The organism is Flavobacterium sp. FG139, from assembly GCF_057809695.1.
Map to the genome: position 1 here is coordinate 36,158 of NZ_JBMDKL010000002.1, position 18,850 is coordinate 55,007.

General features: G+C 34.6%; 14 protein-coding genes. 7 read left to right on the forward strand and 7 right to left on the reverse strand.

The window, feature by feature from the left end; translation table 11 throughout:
• Window positions 1-32: 32 nt before the first annotated feature.
• The 3 genes from ACODSI_RS01615 to ACODSI_RS01625 all read right to left on the reverse strand — a co-directional run bounded on the left by ACODSI_RS01615 (window position 33) and on the right by ACODSI_RS01625 (window position 7,073).
• Window positions 33-2,495 carry an alpha/beta hydrolase family protein gene (locus tag ACODSI_RS01615; RefSeq protein WP_488915095.1) on the reverse strand — a complete coding sequence of 821 codons (2,463 nt, stop codon included), beginning with the start codon at window positions 2,493-2,495 and terminating at the stop codon, window positions 33-35.
• 89 nt (window positions 2,496-2,584) lie between these two features.
• Entirely contained in the window at window positions 2,585-4,009 is a 1,425-nt protein-coding gene (locus ACODSI_RS01620) for a RagB/SusD family nutrient uptake outer membrane protein (RefSeq protein ID WP_488915096.1), read from the reverse strand.
• A 16-nt stretch (window positions 4,010-4,025) separates the two neighbouring features.
• The gene (locus tag ACODSI_RS01625; protein WP_488915097.1) at window positions 4,026-7,073 is read right to left on the reverse strand and encodes a SusC/RagA family TonB-linked outer membrane protein; all 3,048 of its coding nucleotides are present in this window, start codon (window positions 7,071-7,073) and stop codon (window positions 4,026-4,028) included.
• 574 nt (window positions 7,074-7,647) lie between these two features.
• On the opposite strand from ACODSI_RS01625, the gene ACODSI_RS01630 reads away from it, so the two are divergent.
• The 4 genes from ACODSI_RS01630 to ACODSI_RS01645 all read left to right on the forward strand — a co-directional run bounded on the left by ACODSI_RS01630 (window position 7,648) and on the right by ACODSI_RS01645 (window position 12,059).
• Window positions 7,648-7,890: a helix-turn-helix domain-containing protein gene (locus ACODSI_RS01630; protein WP_488915098.1), complete on the forward strand. Its 243-nt coding sequence runs from the start codon at window positions 7,648-7,650 to the stop codon at window positions 7,888-7,890.
• A gap of 516 nt (window positions 7,891-8,406) precedes the next feature.
• A complete protein-coding gene (locus tag ACODSI_RS01635) occupies window positions 8,407-9,612 on the forward strand; it encodes a hypothetical protein (protein ID WP_488915099.1) in 1,206 nt (401 codons plus the stop codon).
• A gap of 1 nt (window position 9,613) precedes the next feature.
• A complete protein-coding gene (locus tag ACODSI_RS01640) occupies window positions 9,614-10,159 on the forward strand; it encodes a hypothetical protein (RefSeq protein ID WP_488915100.1) in 546 nt (181 codons plus the stop codon).
• Entirely contained in the window at window positions 10,140-12,059 is a 1,920-nt protein-coding gene (locus ACODSI_RS01645; protein WP_488915101.1) for an AAA family ATPase, read from the forward strand. The genes ACODSI_RS01640 and ACODSI_RS01645 overlap by 20 nt, the downstream gene beginning before the upstream one ends.
• A 259-nt stretch (window positions 12,060-12,318) precedes the next feature.
• Here ACODSI_RS01645 and ACODSI_RS01650 read toward each other — a convergent pair whose 3' ends face one another.
• Both ACODSI_RS01650 and ACODSI_RS01655 read right to left on the reverse strand, forming a co-directional pair.
• Entirely contained in the window at window positions 12,319-12,750 is a 432-nt protein-coding gene (locus ACODSI_RS01650; protein WP_488915102.1) for a hypothetical protein, read from the reverse strand.
• Between the two features lie 29 nt (window positions 12,751-12,779).
• Window positions 12,780-13,496, reverse strand: a complete 717-nt coding sequence (locus ACODSI_RS01655; protein ID WP_488915103.1) for a DUF3800 domain-containing protein — start codon at window positions 13,494-13,496, stop codon at window positions 12,780-12,782.
• Window positions 13,497-13,638: 142 nt separating this feature from the next.
• Between ACODSI_RS01655 and ACODSI_RS01660 the strand changes: the two genes are divergently transcribed.
• From ACODSI_RS01660 to ACODSI_RS01670, 3 genes are read left to right on the forward strand one after another with little or no spacing between them, the layout of a single operon-like run.
• Window positions 13,639-14,619: a hypothetical protein gene (locus ACODSI_RS01660; RefSeq protein WP_488915104.1), complete on the forward strand. Its 981-nt coding sequence runs from the start codon at window positions 13,639-13,641 to the stop codon at window positions 14,617-14,619.
• Window positions 14,616-16,682, forward strand: coding sequence for an AAA family ATPase (locus tag ACODSI_RS01665; protein ID WP_488915105.1), 2,067 nt, complete (start codon window positions 14,616-14,618; stop codon window positions 16,680-16,682). The genes ACODSI_RS01660 and ACODSI_RS01665 overlap by 4 nt, the downstream gene beginning before the upstream one ends.
• Before the next feature lie 8 nt (window positions 16,683-16,690).
• Window positions 16,691-17,698 carry a hypothetical protein gene (locus ACODSI_RS01670; RefSeq protein WP_488915106.1) on the forward strand — a complete coding sequence of 336 codons (1,008 nt, stop codon included), beginning with the start codon at window positions 16,691-16,693 and terminating at the stop codon, window positions 17,696-17,698.
• Here ACODSI_RS01670 and ACODSI_RS01675 read toward each other — a convergent pair.
• Together ACODSI_RS01675 and ACODSI_RS01680 are read right to left on the reverse strand one after the other, a co-directional pair.
• Complete coding sequence (locus tag ACODSI_RS01675; RefSeq protein ID WP_488915107.1) at window positions 17,681-18,085, reverse strand: HNH endonuclease domain-containing protein; 405 nt, start codon at window positions 18,083-18,085, stop codon at window positions 17,681-17,683. The two genes, ACODSI_RS01670 and ACODSI_RS01675, sit on opposite strands and share 18 nt — an antisense overlap.
• On the reverse strand, window positions 18,052-18,750 hold the full coding sequence (locus ACODSI_RS01680; RefSeq protein WP_488915108.1) for a hypothetical protein: 699 nt from the start codon (window positions 18,748-18,750) through the stop codon (window positions 18,052-18,054). Before ACODSI_RS01680 ends, ACODSI_RS01675 begins: the two co-directional genes overlap by 34 nt.
• Between the last annotated feature and the right edge of the window lie 100 nt (window positions 18,751-18,850).

Sequence of the window (18,850 nt, forward strand, 5' to 3'; positions counted from 1 at the left end):
TTTGGAGCTGCATTGTCTTTTTTTATAAAAAATTATTGAGCCTCAAACCAATTCGGCTTTGCTGACCCTTTCAAATAATAATCAAACCACTCCGTAAATCGTCTAGTCAGATCAATTTGATGGTCACGACCTAAAATAGCATGGTTTTCATTTGGATAAAGAACCATTACATGCTTCTTTTGCAAACGACGTAAGGCCAAATAAAACTCCATAGTCTGATACGGATTAACTTGTGTATCGGCCATTCCAGTATACGAAAATAAGGGAGTGGTTATATTGGCAGCACCACTCACAGGTGAATTTCGGTAATAGCCTTCATAATCCTCAAATAACGATTTACCCATCCGAAACTGCTGGTATTCATACCGCCAACTATTACAATTCTTTTCGTTTTGGTTTTCCGACAAATAACTGCTTTGCATATCGGTTATCGCTGAACCAGCAATAGCGGCAGCAAATACATTGGTTTGCGTAATAATAAAATCCGTTTGATAGCCTCCAAAAGAATGTCCCATCAACCCAAGTTTACTTTTATCTATAGAAGCAACAGCTATTGCTGTATTAGTAGCAGCTAAAACACAATCTGTTGCAGACAATCCCGGATTACCAATTTCATAAACAATGTCGGGATACAAAACAAAGTAGCCTTGACTGGTGAAATAAGTCGGATTTATAGAGGCGCCATTCAAAAGCGATGGATTGGTATAAGTGTGCAATTGTGCAGTCTGTTTTTGATAAATATAAACTATCATCGGATATTGTAACTTTGAGTTATAATCAAACGGATAACAAAGTACACCTTTCAAAGCAATACCTTTAGAGTTAGTGTAGTTAATAAGTTCAGAATGTCCCCAAGAAAACTGATAATGATGATTATTACTTTGAAATAAAGTTTTAACATTTTTACCATTCACATATACCAAAGAAGGTGGTTCATTAAAATCCTCACGTAACAATACATAGGCATTACTATATTTTGCCTTTTGCAATCCACTAGTTAACTTATACTCATAAACAATTGGTTTAACCTCCTCGTTATGTTCTAAAACCGAGTACCCCGACCAACTATTGTCTTCAGTTTTAACCTGTAACAGCAAATCAGACCCAATTTCGGTGTTTTGGCCAACCGCTCTATAAATTTGTTGGTGTTCTCTGCCTTTGGTCAATCGTTTAGCTGAACTTCCATCGATACTAAACTTCCAAATATCAAAAGCATCATAAAGCAATACCGAGGTAGAATTGTCCCTCCACCCAACACAACCAATTCCTGTCGGGTCTTCGGGCTGGTCAAAATGGTCGTCATAGAAAGTAACGCTGCTGTTTTTAGTAATGTTAGTATGTGTCTTTTCAGATATTGAATAAACCCACCAATGTTTATCTCTAAAATACAAAATATACTTCCCATTCGGTGAAAACGAAATCTGACCACCAATACCAGACTGTCCTCTGAAAAAGATTTTTTTTTCTCCAGTCACTAAATCTTTCAAATAATAATCCCGATCGGCTATCTGTTTCCATGTTGGTTTGATATCGTGATACAGCAAAGCAAAACGTCCATCTGCGCTCAACGCTGCCGTAGATTGCGTTTCGTCATCAACCCTAAAGAACGTCCCCATATCAGGAATCCAACCTGCAAATTGAGACATTGTTCCTGCAATTTGTCTATAGGAATACAAATCAGCATCTATAGCATTCCACACCTGCACATCCGAAGTAACAGCAGATTGCAAAACTTCCTTCTTTGGCTGTATTCTAAAAAACACCCTATCACCATCATCCGAAATTTTAAGATTCCCTACATAACTAGCATCCAAAATCCTATCCCTGGGCCAGTCCAATGCAGTAGTAGTATCATACTCAAAAAGCTGTTGTTCGGGTAATTTAAAGTATAAAACTCGATTACTCGTAAAGGCTTCCGAATCTATGGCTTTACCAACAAAGGCTACCGATTCACCATTCGCTTGCCAAGTCAAATTCTCAAAACAGGTTCCTTGACGACTAGTAATTATTCGTTTCTCAACCGTTTTTTCAAATGAAAGAAACCCAATTTTCCCTTCTTCCCCATCCAAAACACTATACGCCAAAACATCTCCTTTAGGATTCATAGCATACGAACTAACAGCAGCGATACTGGCTGTAATTGCTCCTTTCAAATTCAAAACTAGCAACGATGTATCAGTAGTATACAGTATAATAGATTGAGCATCTTCAGAAACTACAAATTCCTGCACAGCATCAAACTCCTTCTCCTCACCTGTAGTCAAGTCAGTAAGCCTAAACCTTTGCGCAGGTAGCATACAACCAAAATGTCCTTCTCCTATAAACTGCCCACCAGTCCCTTTGGCAAAAGCAAATGTCTTGCTGTTCTTGGTACTATTAACAAACAAAGTCTCTTGCCCCGATTCATACTGCAACGCATAACTCACCCAGTGGCCATAGTCAGAAATCTTCTCAGCATGGAGCGTACTCCACAAATGGTAATCCGCCTCTGTCAAAGGTTTACCTTTTCGGGTCTGCCCGCTAAGCGAACAGACCGTCAAAAGCAAACTAACCCAAAAAATAGATATAAAAAAACTAACGCGCATCAGTAACCTGGGTTTTGTGGCAACAACTGCGGATTCAAGGTCAACTCGGTTTCCGGTATTGGAAACAATACATCATGAACATCCCATCCTGGCTTCACACCAAACAAAACAGGTTGAATCACACCAAACCGCTTCAAATCAAAAAAACGATGCCCAAACTCAGTAAACAGCTCCACTCTGCTTTCCTGCAAAACAGCAGCAAGCAAATCGCTTTGCGTAGTGGCCGAAGTATCAGCAAGCCCTGCCAAATGCCGCACTACATTCAGATCATCTTTTGCCCCAATCAAATCACCCGAATGCGCGCGAGCTTCAGCACGTATCAAATAGATTTCACCCAAACGCAAAACAATCGAATACTCACTAGAGTTTCCTGCTACAGCTTGTTTATACTTAAACGGATGATACCAAGTAGTTGTACCATCAGTAATACCTTCCGTCCAATGAACTTTTCGTTGGTCTCCTGCTTCAAACGAAGCCATAAAGCTATTGGTCAATGCCGATAAGGGCGGCGGTCCCATAGTAAAGTTAAACGTGGTACCCTCCAAAGTATTGCCATCACTAAACCCCGAAGCCAATTGCCAAATAGTAGCACTACTTCCTTTCAAAAACGTAGCATCCAAGTTGGTTTCATTAGCATACAATCCTGTTTGGTTAAGCACCGCCGATGCCTCATTAGAGGCTTCATCCCACAATCCGGCATACAAATTCACACGAGCCAACAAGGCATGAGCAGCATATTTATTCGGTCGGGTGCGATCAGTGGTCAAGTAGTCTTGGGGCAAAAAGGCTATGGCTTGGTCTAAATCAGCTTTAACTTGTGCATAAACAGCAGCAACAGGCAAACGCACCGCTACTCGGTTTTGTTCATAATCAGTAGTGGTAATATAAGGCACATCGCCATAAACATTCGCCAGGTAAAAATGCAGCAACGCTCTAACAAACAAAGCTTCTCCGGTCAACTGTGTTCGGTCAGCAGCCGGTAGCGATACCGAACCTGCCACACCTTCTAACACAGCATTAGCCGAATAGATTTGATTATAAGTCGTGTTCCACAAATCCTTAACGGTAGCATTAGAAGCCACAAGACTGTTATTATAAAACGCAACGGTACTATTCTGGGGCGTTCCGTAAAAATCCAATTCATCGGTATAATTTCCCAACAAATGCGAAAGCCCTGTGGCAGAACCACTCAACAAGCCCGCATCCCTTATTTTCGAATAAACATCCGTCATAGCAGCATTAGCAGTCGCTTTATCTTCAAACACTGCTGTAGCCGTTAACTGTGAGTTCGGCAAATCAACAGCTACAAAATTGTCACAGGCATTCATCACAAGGGCTAACAAAAGCATCCATACAATCCCAAAACCAAGGCGCCATACAGCATTCTTGGCATTCCACATATATAAATTAGTATATTTTTTCATCATACTTTTTTTTAAATTAAAAACTAAACTGCACTCCAGCAGTCAATACTCTAAGAGGTGGCAAGTAACCAGCCGACAAAAACTCAGGGTCCGCACCGTCATAGTGCGTAAAAGTCAATACATTCTGTCCCTCAAAAAACACCTTACATTGCAGGTCTTTTAGTGGGAGGTCATAAGAAAGGGAAATGTTTTTCAATCGCACATACGAAGCATCACTAACAGCACCATCACTTTCAAAATAACGGTAGTACCCATCCACAGCAGCGCTATTAGCACCATCCGTATAAATCATAGTAGGTGCAACATCACCCGGCAGTTGCCAGTGGTTCAATACGCCAGTAGGTTGGTTATTCTGTGACCCGGGCAATCCAAAATAAACCGAAGCATTATAATTCATTTGCTTCACAAACTGAAACAGAAAATCCAATTGCCAACACTTGTATTTCAAAGTGTTTTGCACACCACCATAATACTTCGGGTTAAAATCCCGCACCGTTTGCTTATCGGCACTAGTAAGCTGTCCGTCACCGTTCACATCTTCAAAAGTGTAAACACCAGTCTGCGGGTCTACACCTGTAAAATGATACACTTTCTGAATATTCAACGGTTGCCCAATAACCAATTGATTGGCATAAGTAGAACCCGCCAAATCAGGAAACGACAACAATTTATTTCTGGCAACGGTAAGATTAATATTCGTGATCCAACTAAAGTTTTTCGATTGCACATTGGCAGTGCGCAACGTAAACTCCCATCCTCTATTCTGCACCGTGGCATCCAAGTTGGCCAGTAGCGAACTAAATCCAGTCGTGCCTGGCAACGGTATTCCAGTCAACTGGTTCGAAGAACGGTTATCATAAAATCCTACTGTGGCAAACACGCGGTCTTTTAGGAAACCTGTTTCTAAAGCCATTTCAAACTTCTTATTGGTCTCCCATCCAAAGGCTGGGTTAAACAACCGTGTCGGTTGCATCCCTACCACACCACCATAGTTCACACCCGACGAAGCATAAGTATCCAAATACTGATAATCACCTATCTGGTCATTACCGGTAATCCCATAACTCATGCGCAATTTTCCAAAGCTCAAAACAGCAGCATCCTTCAGCCATTTTTCTTTCGAAAACAACCAAGCAGCACCCACAGCTCCAAAAGTGGCAAACTGCTTTCCGGGTCCAAAACGGCTCGACCCATCCCTACGCCCAGTAAGATTCACAATGTACTTATCATGTAAATTATAATTCACCCTACCAAAAAAAGCTTGGTAGTTATATTGGGTTGCATCACTCACCAAAGTATATACTGCAGAGGCCGAAGCCAAATTATAAATCAAACTATTACTAGAGAATCCCGCCGCATACTGCACCAACTGATTCCCTTTTTGAGACTGAAAAGTACTACCCACCAACACATCTAGTTTGCCTGTTCCTATAGTTTTATTCCAGTTCAATTGCGGTTCGGCTATCCAAGATTTTCTATTGGCGGTGCCGGCAATGAGGGCCGAATATTCAGGTCCCAATCCATAAGCTGGGTTAAACATAGTAGAAGGATTCGTAGTGGTTTCCGTACCATTCAAAGCCGTATACCCAAAACTCGATTTCAATTGGAGTCGTTTCGTCAGTTGATACGACAACAACACATTCGCAATAAGATCATTCGTTACCGCTTTATATTTGCCTTCCAAATTCCGCAAGGGGTTATTAAACGTATTGTTCTCCCAGTTCAAACTACCATCCGCAGTATACAGCGCTGGCGAATTCGGAGCCATATTCACCGCCTCCCGAATAAAACTAATGCGAGGTTGATTGTTATCCTGCACCGTATACCCTACCGATACCGTACTGGTAAACTTCTTGTCTTCCGACTGATGATTCACGTTCAAATGTACATTACCTTTCTTATAATTAAAATCACCCAGAAACACCGTCGTTTGTTTACTATAATTGCTACTCAATAAAAACTGAGTTCCACCCGAACCACCCGATAGTGAACCTTGCACAGTGTTAATGGAGGCTGTACCACCAAACAATGCCGCCTGCCAATCGGTATAACGGTTTCGGTCCCAAGTGCCGTTCACATCATAAGCAGAACTTGGCAAAGGTGAAATCCCATCATTAGCATACGCCTCCTCACGCATGGCAAGATACTCTGGCGTGTTCATCAATTTCATAAAACGAGTTACCCTTCCCACTCCTTGCGAAACAGTTCCAGTAAACTTCGTCTTTCCTGCCTTGCCTTTTTTGGTTGTAATCAGCACCACGCCATTAGCACCACGGCTACCATAAATAGCGGTAGCATCGGCATCTTTAAGCACTTCTATACTCTCTATTTGGTCCGGATTAATACTGTTCAAGGGGCTGGGCTGTGTGGGCAATACCGCCGAAGCCATCCCCGACCCTATCGGGTCAGACGAATACGGCACCCCATCAATAAGATACAACGGGCTATTGCCATTACTGCGCAAACTATTCTGCCCACGTATTTGTATCTCAAACCCACCTCCGGGAGTACCTGTAGTTTGGATAATATTCACACCAGCCATACGACCTTGCATGGCAGCCAGCACATTAGTTACAGGCTGATTTTCAATATCCTTCGAAGTGATTTTAGCAATACTACCCGTGCGTTCCTTGTCCTTAACTTTGTAGTATCCTGCATTAATAGTCACTTCCTGTAAGCTAGTGGCATCAGCTTTCATAAGCACATCTAGTATAAAAGTAGTATTTTGGGTACGAGCTGTAACCACTGCCCGCTCTTGAGAAGCATAACCCACGTAGCTAAATACAAGTATATCGCCTTCATTAGCAGTAATATCATACTTGCCTTCTGCATTTGAAATAGTAGAGCGTGCTTGCCCTTTTATAGTAATAGTAACACCAGGTAATGCACCAGATGAATCAGTAATAGTACCATGAATTGTAAGTGTTTGTTGTTTAAAATTTGCTGTTGTCCCGAGTTTTGCCTGCCCTGAGCTTGTCGAAGGGTCGAAGTATCGAAGGGTCGAGGGACTTACTTTATGACTTTCGACTTTCGACTTTACGACTGTACCAGCCGAAAAAGCCATCTGAAAACAAAAGCAGACTATAATAGCACACCTGTCCTTGTACAATGAAAAATTATTCATAATATTGGTTAGTTAAATGAAACATTAGTTTTGTTTGTCTACCGGTCCTCTGTTCAACCGCCAAGAAGAGTCAGAGGGCCTTTTTTGTATGTCATTGCGAGCGTAGCGTGGCAATCTCGCGTTCATTTAGTGGGGTTTCATCATAGGCACACAGTTTTAAGGTTAATAAATAACTGCGATGCTTGCTGTAAGCAATGCTATGAATCGGTAAGTGAGTAAAAAAAGAGGCGCGGAACTCAGCTTAAACGTTTCAGAGGTACTGGTATACCTTACACACGAATAAGTGAGCCCACGCCCTGGAGCGTGAGCATTGGCACTTATCATCTCGTGTGTTAAAAATTACCAGTTTTCTGAAACGAGATTCAAAGCGAATGCTTCAATATTGTATTTGAAGAATCGCAAATATAAAAATGATAACACTAATTATTATCAATCATGCATCAAATATACAATTTATTTTACAAATTGTCAAATTTGACAATTATTTTTCTAAAATTCAACTGAATTTCACATTGTGAAAGAACTTAGAAAAAAATACTATTTAAAGTTTGGAGAAAATCTACAAATTCTTCTAGATAGACATAAAAAAGATGTTATGACAGTAGCGTCTATTGGAAAAATTGAACCAAAACAAGTTTATAGAGTTTTAAACGGAGAACATGGAGCTTCAATGGGTACTATAATTTCAATAGCAAAAGGACTAGATATAGAACCTAAGGAGTTGTTCGATTTCAATTTTGATTTAGATAAAGAATAATTACCAGAAGAGTTTAAACTCAGATAACACTATTGAAAGATGCTGAAAGGCATCTTTTTTTATTCCTAAACTGCATTAAAATATTCCCAAATTGAATAGTCAAACAATTACTCATTCAATATTTTGTGTTCCTTAAAAGTCAAAATATGAAATGGTATGAAATTCTAATAACAATCCTTGTAATAATTATTGGTGCTTATATCCGTGGTAAGATTTATGAGTATAAAAAAGACAGAAATCACAACGATAGTTGGAGAAATAGAAAGAAGTAAGATGCTGAAAGACATCTTTTTTGTCTATAAACGAGTATGCTTAATTTCCCTAATTAAATAGAAAAACAATTTACTCTGAGTGTTATTTTGAACTTTATTTTTAACGGTTTGAGATATAGAAAGATGTCAAGTGATTATTGATGTTATTATCTATTATTTAGAAAGCATACAATTTTTTATATATTTTTCATAAATATGTTCATTTGATATTTTTTTTATTAGATTTGAACAGTAAACTTACGCAATGATTGATAGAGAAGCATCAGCATTAATTGAAGCACTAAGGTTGCAAAAACTTAGAGCTATAGAGTATCTATTAATAAACATAAATGCTAATTCTGAAAAGAATGTTGCTGTTGCAATTGAACTTTATGAAGATGTTTATCAAAAGAATGAAGAAGTTGAGATTTTTGAACAAAACAAAAATTATGATCCTAAGAGTAAATTCACCCTTAATAGTGATGAAATATTAAAATCGTTTTGCAGTTTTATTGATATTTGGACATACAATGAATTTTCTCCTGATATTAAATTTTGCTTTTTAAGTACTAACACCATCGGCAAGGAAGGTTCAAGTGCTAGAATTAAAAAACTGGATATAACATTACCCGAAGAATTATTAATAGAAGAGTTAGCATCATCTGATGAAGAGAGAATCAAAAAAGTTGCACAAATAGTTAAAGATTTAGTGTTTGACTATTATGAAGAAAACTATCCTAATGAAAAGTCAACAATCGCTTTTTTAAAAAAATTAACTTTAAATGAATGGATAAAATTTTTAAATCAAATTACTTGGTTATTTGGTTTTCCAGATATCAATCTGGTTGAAAAATCAGTGGTTGAAAAAATAAAAGATTGTAATTACTATAGTAGCGTTGACAATGAGAATCATGAAGAAACGATAAAAGCCAAATTGTTAGAATTAATAGAAAAAAAATCTATTCAGAAAGACCGCCTTTTTAAACTTGTTCAAAAAGCTGATGTCCAACTGAGTTTTCAAAATGCAATCTATTCTAGTAAAACTCTGCAAATTGATGATGTACATAAATTATGGGATACTATTGAAAAACCAACAGATTTCAGAAACCTGAATGATAAAATTTTACAGGTGTGTCCAGAATTTAGCCAGGAGAGATTAAAACAATTAAATCGTCAAGCAGCTATAGCAAAGGTTTTCGAAAGCAATCATAAGACTTCATCTCAATATCTTGCACTAAAATACAGAGTTTTTAATTTTTGTGAGACAGAATTATTTGAAAGGACTGAAAATAAATCAAAAACTATTTTTTATCAAGAAGAAATAGAGACCATTATCAAAGAAATATCTTCCAATTGTATAAAGGAATTTGAAGATCTAAAAAAAGATTTCACTTATGGGGTTGAGAGAAATAGTGTAATTACAGAACTATTTATCGAGTTTATTGATAGCTGTTATTTGGCATTTGATTAAAATGGAAGAAAACGAATTAGCAAAAAAGAGAATGATGTTTATTAAAAGTGAGGATTACAATTTTCTGACTTATAATATATTTATTATTCTAAATGGTCTTGATTGTGTCTTAGGAAAAAGTAGTTTAAGAGACCACCGAAAAATTTCATTTCTAATAGATTTTATTTCTAATGGTAAATTGATTGACATTATTGAAAAGCAAATTAAAAATCCATCATCAAAGATTAATGAAGTAGATAGGGAATTATTAAGTCAGTCCTTTACTGATTCTTTACTAAGAATTAGAACTATAAATCAACTTGTATTTACCTTAGCAAATGAAGATTTTATAGCAATTACAGACAAAAAATTAGACAAACTGAGTATTTGTTTGAATAAACAATGCATACAAAAAGAATTTTTAAAAGGTGAAATATTTAAAATCGAACGGAATAATATTAATAGATTAAAATCTATTGTACAACGAATATCAATTCTTGACATTTCCACAATGCTTGCAAATTTGTATTATAACAATGGAATCCACGATGAGCAACTTATTAGTTAAACAAGTTAAATATTTTGGTGAGCGATACTCATACTCATCCCCAATTCTAGCGTCAGGGATTAATATTCTTGAAGGAGAAAATGGTACTGGAAAAACAACATTTTCAAGTTTACTATATTTTGGATTAGGCGGAAATGTAAAATGGTTTAGAGATGATACTAGTGAAAAACACGTAGAAATAACTGGAGACAAATCAAACTATGTTGAAGTAACTATAATCATAAATAACCAACCTTATATTTTAACACGCTATATTTATAAATTCGAAGTAAATGTTGTTAGTCCAACCGATGTAATAACTTTACCAATTAATAGGAGCGCCAATAATGCATTTACTTTTTCTGATTGGCTCTTAGGGAAATTAAATATCAAAGTTGTAGAGATTTATCAAGGTACTGAATTCTACAAGTTAAATTTTCTTGATTTATTTAGGTTGATGTACCACGACCAGATAACTCCAGTAGATAAAATTTACAAAAGACCTGATAATGAAAATTATATTTCAGATTCAAGTATAATTCGCAAAGCAATTTTTGAGATTCTTACAGGTAATTCATTTGACGAGTATTATAACTCAATAGCCAATTATAGAAAGGCTTTGGATGAACAAAGCACAATGAAATCACTTATTCAAAATTTCGAATATTTAAACGTTGATACAAGTACTCTTTTCGAAGGAAAGAACTCATATAACTTAAATTTAGATTTGAGAGAGTTTCTCTCTCAAATTGAAAAACTTGAAAATTACCGAGAGTCTATTAATGACAATGTTACATCGATAAAAACTAGTACAGAAATATTAAGTCAAAAAAGACAAAAATTTTCCGAATATGAAGAAAAAGTTTTTGGATATAAAAAAGAAAAATCTAATATTGTCTTAGAGTATTCTATGGTAAAAAGAGTTCGTGAAAATGTAGTTTTAGAAGTTACTCATTTGAAAAAGATAATTATAACAAATGAAAATCTTAATTTATTTTCACCCGACACTTGTCCTATTTGCCTGAAAAAATCTGACAGAGAGCCTGAAAAATGTATTTGTGGTAATACAGTGTCTGATGAACAATATCAAAAGTTCTTCTACACTAAAGAAGAATATTTCAATATTCTCAAAAGTAAACAAAAGAATATAGAAACTTTAGACATAGCCTTAAAAGGTTATGAAGATGATATCAAATATTTAAGCAACAAAATTTCTGCTTATGAAATGAAATTAGAGGAAATGAGGAGCGAAATTAGTCAATTAACTAAAGGTAGAAGAGTAATTAAAAATATAGAATTAAAAGAAGTTAACGACAAAATATTAGAATTAGAAAAGGCTATATCACACATTAGACAACAAATAAAAATTGAATTAAAAAGAGAAGAGTTAGAATCCAAAAGAACATCGCTGGGCACAAAAGTTGAAGATACTAAAAGAATTATGGAACAGAAAAAAATAGAATCAAGTAAAAGTATGGATGATATCGTAAAATCATTTAATACTAAATACTTATCTCTGATGATCAAAGCTCTTTTTGATTGTTCTTCGGCAAGAATCTCAAGTGATGATTATATGCCTATTATTAACGGAGGAACATATAAAGAGGCGAGTTCAAATGTTAGTAAAAGATTAATGTACTATCTAACTTTATTCCATTTGTCTATAGTTGATAAAATCAAGTTCCCTAAATTTTTATTAATTGATACTCCTGAAAACATGGGTATTGATAACGATAATTTTATATCAGCAATGCTCTTAATTAACGAATTAGGGAATGAAAACCATACAATTGAGGAAGGGCAAATAATTCTAACTACAGGTTTAAACAAATATCCATCTCTATTTAAAAAACATATTTTTCAAACTATAGATAAGAGAAATAAATTACTCGTAAGAAATATATTTGATGTAGGAGCATAGTCACTAGATTCAATTACTTTAAATACATGAAAGATTAGATAACCTTATAGTAGATAGTGTCTTTGTTTTTACAAGTCATAAATTGAGGAAATAATATATTTAAATAAGTATTAGATACTTTAGGAAGTTGTTAAGGAAGTTGTAATATATACAAAAAAGTTGCATATTATGTTATACTTGTATATCTTTGTTGTGTTCTTAGCCTTGGGCTCAGGAATCTAAAAAGGTCTTAAACGTTGAACCCGAATCAACGTTTTTTTTATGCCTTGCCAAAAAAGGCCTCTGTTTTCTCAAAATCTGGACCATCCAAAACTTTTTGTATATCCTCGTCATCCCCCATTTCGAAGGCGGTTATTAGTTTTGCTTTAAGTAAACCTGTAAATCGAATTACGACTATATAATTCCCTTTAACCATAGCTACCCGTCTATCATCGCACACAGTTTTGGTATAATTGTCCCAACCTTTTTTCAATACGGCATCAGAATCCTGAAGTACCTCTTTGATCCAGTAAATTTTTTCCAATCTGTTATAGGAAAGAATTGATTTGTCCTTTTCTATATTGTCCGCACTTTCATAAAAAGCATGGTCAAACATATCTTCATAAAATTTTACAGTAACGGCATCAAAGGTTATGATTTCCTGATCGCAGTATTCTTCCTTCCAAATTTGGCGAAGCTCGGCTTCTGTCATGTTATATGACTTAATTTTTTTATAAGCCATTACCAACCGCCTTGAAGATTAATCTTAAACACATTAAATTTTTCTTCCCATTTTCCCGTATGGGCAATCTCCTTTTTTAAATGGGTATCCTCTATGTAAGTTATTAGTCCTAATTTGGCTTCGCTAGTAATTTCACCATTAACTTTCGCTGCAACAAGTCCAGTTATAAAATCAGCCATTTGAATCCCCAAAGACTGATGTGAGGGCAAAGCCTGTATTTGCGTTATAATTGATGTTAAATTGGCATTATCTAATTTTGTGTCCAGGGTTTTGATTCTCCCTTTATCACGGTTGACTTTAAGGTCTACAAAAATTTCATAATTATTAAAGTCTAAAATCCAATGGTGCAACAATTGATAGTAAAATTTATAAAAGCCCAATTCGGCATCGGCATTATTGAATTTGACATGGTCAACCTTAATAGCTTCTACCAAAAGAACCCTTGACCGAAGGTTTTCGGTACTAAAAAAATAGTCAATAAAATCCTTATATAATTCAAAATAAGCAGGCGATATTTTCCCCCATTTCAATTCGCCATATACCTTATGATTTTTCTTAATAGCATTAACAGATTTCTTGAACTCATCCCTATATGCTGCGGGCATCCAAATACCTCCTATTGCCATAAATTTATGGGCTGTTTTTTCTGAAAGGGCTTCTAGCCCGCTTTCATCACAATATATCTCAAAATCCATTGAAAGTGCTTTAAAAGTCAAAGGTATTAAATTAAAACAAAGTATGATGTACAATTTAATTAGTAGGAAATAATTTAATACATTTACCACACAAGCCACATTTAAGTCAATAGAATTTGAATCAAAAAAACAAATAAACAAGTTTACTAATCAACCTGCATTTATGATTTATCTCAATCCTGATACTCAAAAAATAAAAGATGCCGTTGTAATGCATTATAATGAATTGTTAGGGGTTGTCCAAGTTAGGCGCAACAATTGTGGCAATGCAGTAATAATAGCTTTTTTAAATGATAGTAATCTGAAAATTATTTTAACAGGGAGTCCAAAAAAATTAATACAAATTCAAATGCTATTTTTTAGAAAAGTGATTCCTGGTTTTTCATATAATGAATGGTTGTCGTTTTTTAAAACTAAAAAGAAGCGAACTAAGAATGCTGCAGACTTGACACTAATCAATAAATATCAAAATATTTACAACATCACAAAGACTATTTTTGATTATGAAAATTACTTTTCTAAAAAGGATGTTGTTTACTATTCCGCATATGACTTGGCGGATAATCTAAATATAAACACCTGTATCTATTGCAATAGACTGTATACCAAAACAGTCATAAAGCCTGCAAAAATTATTCGGCCGGAATTTGATCACTGGTTTGCTAAAAATCGATATCCATTATTGGCAATTTCTTTTTTTAACTTAATCCCTAGTTGCCATGTATGTAACAGCAGTATAAAAGGAACTACAGAAATGAATCTCAAAACCCATATTCACCCATATGTTGATAGCAATGCTGGATTTTCATTTAGTTACTACAATAAAAAGACGGATTCTTATGGATTCAAAATTATAGCTGCATCAAAATCTAAGGGAGAAAATACTGCTAATGCGTTCAAAATAGCAGAAATCTACAAGATGCATGAGGATGAAATAGAGGACTTAAGGAAAATTAAAGATGCCTATTCCGAAAAATACCTGGAGATACTTGCCGGCCAATACAAAGGGCTAACAATTTCTGATGATGAAATTTATCGTCTTGCCTTTGGCACCTACAATGATGAAACATTATTTGAAAGAAGACCTCTGAGCAAAATGAAACGAGATATATTAATTGAATTGGGAATACTAAAAATATCATGAATTTTAAAATAATTGCAATTAAGCCCCTCGAAAAATGTGATGGTGAGTATGTAAAAGTACTTGAAAAGAATATGCTATATTACTTTTACACCAATTATCGCATTGATTCAGATGATATAAATGAAACAATTACAATGATTGATGCTGAAAAGTATCCTGATGATCTGTATGAAATAAAATCTAATAACCCTGAGCAAAAATTAAGAATCAATATCTCTGCAATTGTTGGTAAAAACGGTTCTGGTAAAAGCTCAATAATTGATTTGCTATTCCGGGCAATTAACAATATTGCCTTTAATTTTAAAACCGGTTCTGTAAAAAGCCATAAAAGAATAACCGCAGATTTAAGGCTGATAAAAGGTATACACCTTGAATTTTATTTTTTTACAGACCACTTCTATAAGATTACAGTTGATAATGAAGATTTTGAAGTATATAAATTCAAAAAAACTGCAAATGGTTATAGTAGAATTAATGTAAATTTAAAAAAGCGATTTAAACTGAGTGAGCTATTTTATACCGAAGCGGTTAATTATTCCCACTATGCCTACAATAGTAGAGAGTTTGGTTTTTATCAAAACGAGAGTTATGTAGACTGGCTTAAGGAACTATTTCACAAAAATGATTCCTATCAAACGCCATTAGTTTTAAATCCTATGAGAACTGATGGTAACTTTGACATAAACAGGGAAAATGACTTAGTAAAACAGCGGCTTCTAGCCAACTTATTACGCATCGATAAAAGTGGTAATAAGGAATTTAGAAGATTTGGAGAAAATCTTGAAGCATACAGGTTGGAATTTCAACTTAAACCAAGAAAAAACAAAGTAGTATATTATGAGAGAAGACCAAGAGGTCCGGGTTTTGAAAAAAAAGAAATTTATCTGAAGAAATATACTCCCCAGCAAAAGGATTTTATAGTTAAACTTATGCTGAGGCGATTGGTATCGGCTAAAAATTTAGAGTTAAAGAGTTCAAATCGATATAATTTTTTATTGCAAAAACAATACAGTTATACTAGAAATTATATTTTATATAAAATAATCAGCATAGCGGCAAAGTATGATGAGTATTTTATTTATAAAGATATTTTTTATGAGAGTTTAGACGAAAAGAAAATAAAGAAATTCAGAAACTTTGTTAAAGTTCTAAAAGAAGATCACAGTCATGTCACTTTCAAGCTTCGTCAAGTACTTAATTACTTAAAAAATATAGCTCATCAGCAAGATTACCTTGACTATTCAAACCGAAAGGATAGAAATTTGATTGCGCCGATGGCTAAGAAAATTAACGATTTAAGAGCAGAAAATCAATCTTTACTAGAACTGATTCCGCCTCCTATTTTTAGTATTGATATTATCTTAAAACCTATAAATCAGACTTCATTCATAGATATAAAATTTAGTTCCTTAAGTTCAGGTGAAAAACAGCAGACTTATTTAGTTAGTTCTCTTTTATATCATCTTTATAATCTCGATTCTGTTAGTAAATACAAAGTAAGATATCAGAATATAAACATTGTACTTGAAGAGATAGAATTATATTTTCATCCAGAGCTACAAAAAGAATTTATTAAGTATTTTTTAGACAGTATTGAACGAATAGAATTAAGTTTTATTAAATCCATAAACATAATTTTTATTACCCATTCACCATTTATTTTGTCCGATATACCGGCTACCAATGTAATGTTTCTAAATGTTCAAAATGGCATTGCGGTACAAAAAATGGATAAGAAAAATACTTTTGGTGCCAATATTCACGAATTGCTGGGAGATAGTTTTTTTATGGAAAAAGGCTATACAGGAAGTTTTGCTCATAAAGTAATTGAAGAAACCATTGATTGGTTAAATAGAAATAAAATTAAAAGAGAGAGTTCATTTGAAACGACAAAAGTTAAATATGAAAAAATCATCAAACTTATTGATGAACCTATCTTAAGATTAAAGTTAGGTGAAATGTATGCTGAAATTAGCACTAAGGGAGACTTTTATGGTAAGCTGTTAGACGAACAAATTGATTTGCTGTCAAAAAAAAGAGCAGAGCATAGAAATCAAAAATAATCATACCTATGGAACACTTTCATTTTATATCTGATTTAGGTAAAACCACTCTACCAACAAAAGAACAAATCGAAAAACGAAAAAAAGAAACGGGAGAAGAAATAATCTTTGTTCTTGATAGTTCGGTATGCATTGACATTAGAAATTTGATTAAATGGAAAAAGGACGCAACGGCCGATAAAAACAAAATCTTTAGCTTAATTGAATACGCCCAAAAAAATAATATACAATGGTTTCCACTTTTCGCTCTAATAGAGTCATGTTACGACCGCCAAACTTTAGAAATAAAAGAAGACGAACTATTTGATTTTAATAATAAAATCGATTTCGCTTTTTATTATCCATTAAAAGAGCTTAAAAAATTCAATTACATCTTTGAACGAGATTTTGTTGCTTATAGAGGGAAATTAAATAGAACTGACACTTCAAAAATAATTATTGACGAAATGATTAATTTGTATTATGCTGCTTTATTAAAAATTGCTCTTATAAGTAAAAAAGGACTTAGTGCTAAAGTGGCTGAAGAAAACATAGAAGAATTTATAGATTGGATGATAAATGATTTAGATATTATGCTCGGAGTGGAATATACTCTTGCTTTACAAATTTTTGGCGGTAACGGCAAATTTCAGTCAATGATTAAATTAGGAGGGATTAAAGAAAAAGTAATGAAAGCTGCATGGTCAACTGCATGGGATTTGCTTCATGCCAGAATGAGCTGTAATAATGATCAGATGTCTTTTCTGGTAAACCACAAAGTATATCCAATATTTGTAACTAAAGATGCAACACTGTTTGAATTGCTTTCACCTGAAATTAAATATTATGTCAAAGATGGAAAATCAAAGTTTAGTGTTACTGAAAAGAACAGTTATCCGCCTCATTACACAGACGAATTTATGCAGCATTTAAATGAAAAAATTTTTAACTTGAGTACGAATAGAATCGGAAATGAACGTATCGTGGATGCGGATAAAATAAAAAATATAGTTCGCGATTTAGAAGATAGGTTGTAGATAAACAAACCCATTGTTATGAGCAATAGTCACCAACGGCTGTATACTTTCTTTGTACCTAGTATAGTCAAAGCTAATCGAACTATTTAAATCCGGGTAAATAGTCAAATACTCTTCAATCAATTTACTTTTGGGGCTGTAATGCTGTATGATTTCAAAAGCTGTTTTTTGTAGCTTAAAAAAGCTGTCAAAATGGGTTTCCATATTGGGTAGCTTATCACTCTTGGTGGAGTTAAAACTAGTATCAATCGGCACCAAATTCCATATCAAATCATGCGATACAAAGGCGTGCGGTATAAAATGGTCTAAGGCATATTTGTCAAGGGTCAAAGCGGTATTGGTAAAAATACAATCTACAGTCCCAAGCTCCTTAAAACGATATCCCAATAATTCTTGCGTTGGTTAGTGAGCGAGCCTCTAAAAGGTGGTCGTATCAACTTATTGGCAATATCAGGCACATTCGGGTTGCGGGTTTGCAAAAACAAAGTTAGGTTCCAATAAATAAAATCTTTCAGTATTTTGGCATTGGCCTGTAAATAGGCAACCCAATTCGGGTTAATAACAATGTGATCATCATAAAGCGCATACAAACAATCATTTTCAAAAACTTTAGAGGAACTATAAATACGTTTTCTATAGGCAACATCATGCTCACCTCCCACTTTAGGAAACCACGGAGATAAAAACCAATGAGGCACATTCTTATTAAAATGATGCAACGTTTGTTGCGTTGTCTTCAGTTCAGAGTTTTCTAAAATAGATAACAATAGCGGTTTCTTAGTGTCTATGGTCAATCGTTCCTGCTCCAAAATAGTATGTACGGCTTGTTGTATCAAGTCCTGCTTCCCAAACGACACATGAAAATAATTCACAGTATACCAAGCATTGCCTATCATTCGGGCAAACAAATGCCGCTTCGGCAAAGTAGTATGACCTTCCTCTACCAGTTCAATAATAGATAGCAACCAATAAAACTTATAAGTCGCTGAGGTATTCCCAAACGAAGCCGCTAGTTGAGATACAGGAAGTTGGTCAGCATTTGGTAGATTCATAATACAGCGTTAATTGTGGTAGGGCTAATATCGTGAAAAAGTTTTAGTGTTCAAGTGTATATTGAAAAACCATAGCTTTTTTTAAAATAAAATAGCGCAT

What these genes read in the sequence shown, in the direction of transcription:
- ACODSI_RS01620 (WP_488915096.1), bottom strand. Translation starts at nt 4,009, where the DNA reads ATGAAAAAATATACTAATTTATATATGTGGAATGCCAAGAATGCTGTA.
- ACODSI_RS01625 (WP_488915097.1), bottom strand. Translation starts at nt 7,073, where the DNA reads ATGGCTTTTTCGGCTGGTACAGTCGTAAAGTCGAAAGTCGAAAGTCAT.
- ACODSI_RS01635 (WP_488915099.1), top strand. Translation starts at nt 8,407, where the DNA reads ATGATTGATAGAGAAGCATCAGCATTAATTGAAGCACTAAGGTTGCAA.
- ACODSI_RS01640 (WP_488915100.1), top strand. Translation starts at nt 9,614, where the DNA reads ATGGAAGAAAACGAATTAGCAAAAAAGAGAATGATGTTTATTAAAAGT.
- ACODSI_RS01645 (WP_488915101.1), top strand. Translation starts at nt 10,140, where the DNA reads ATGAGCAACTTATTAGTTAAACAAGTTAAATATTTTGGTGAGCGATAC.
- ACODSI_RS01650 (WP_488915102.1), bottom strand. Translation starts at nt 12,750, where the DNA reads ATGACAGAAGCCGAGCTTCGCCAAATTTGGAAGGAAGAATACTGCGAT.
- ACODSI_RS01660 (WP_488915104.1), top strand. Translation starts at nt 13,639, where the DNA reads ATGATTTATCTCAATCCTGATACTCAAAAAATAAAAGATGCCGTTGTA.
- ACODSI_RS01665 (WP_488915105.1), top strand. Translation starts at nt 14,616, where the DNA reads ATGAATTTTAAAATAATTGCAATTAAGCCCCTCGAAAAATGTGATGGT.
- ACODSI_RS01670 (WP_488915106.1), top strand. Translation starts at nt 16,691, where the DNA reads ATGGAACACTTTCATTTTATATCTGATTTAGGTAAAACCACTCTACCA.
- ACODSI_RS01680 (WP_488915108.1), bottom strand. Translation starts at nt 18,750, where the DNA reads ATGAATCTACCAAATGCTGACCAACTTCCTGTATCTCAACTAGCGGCT.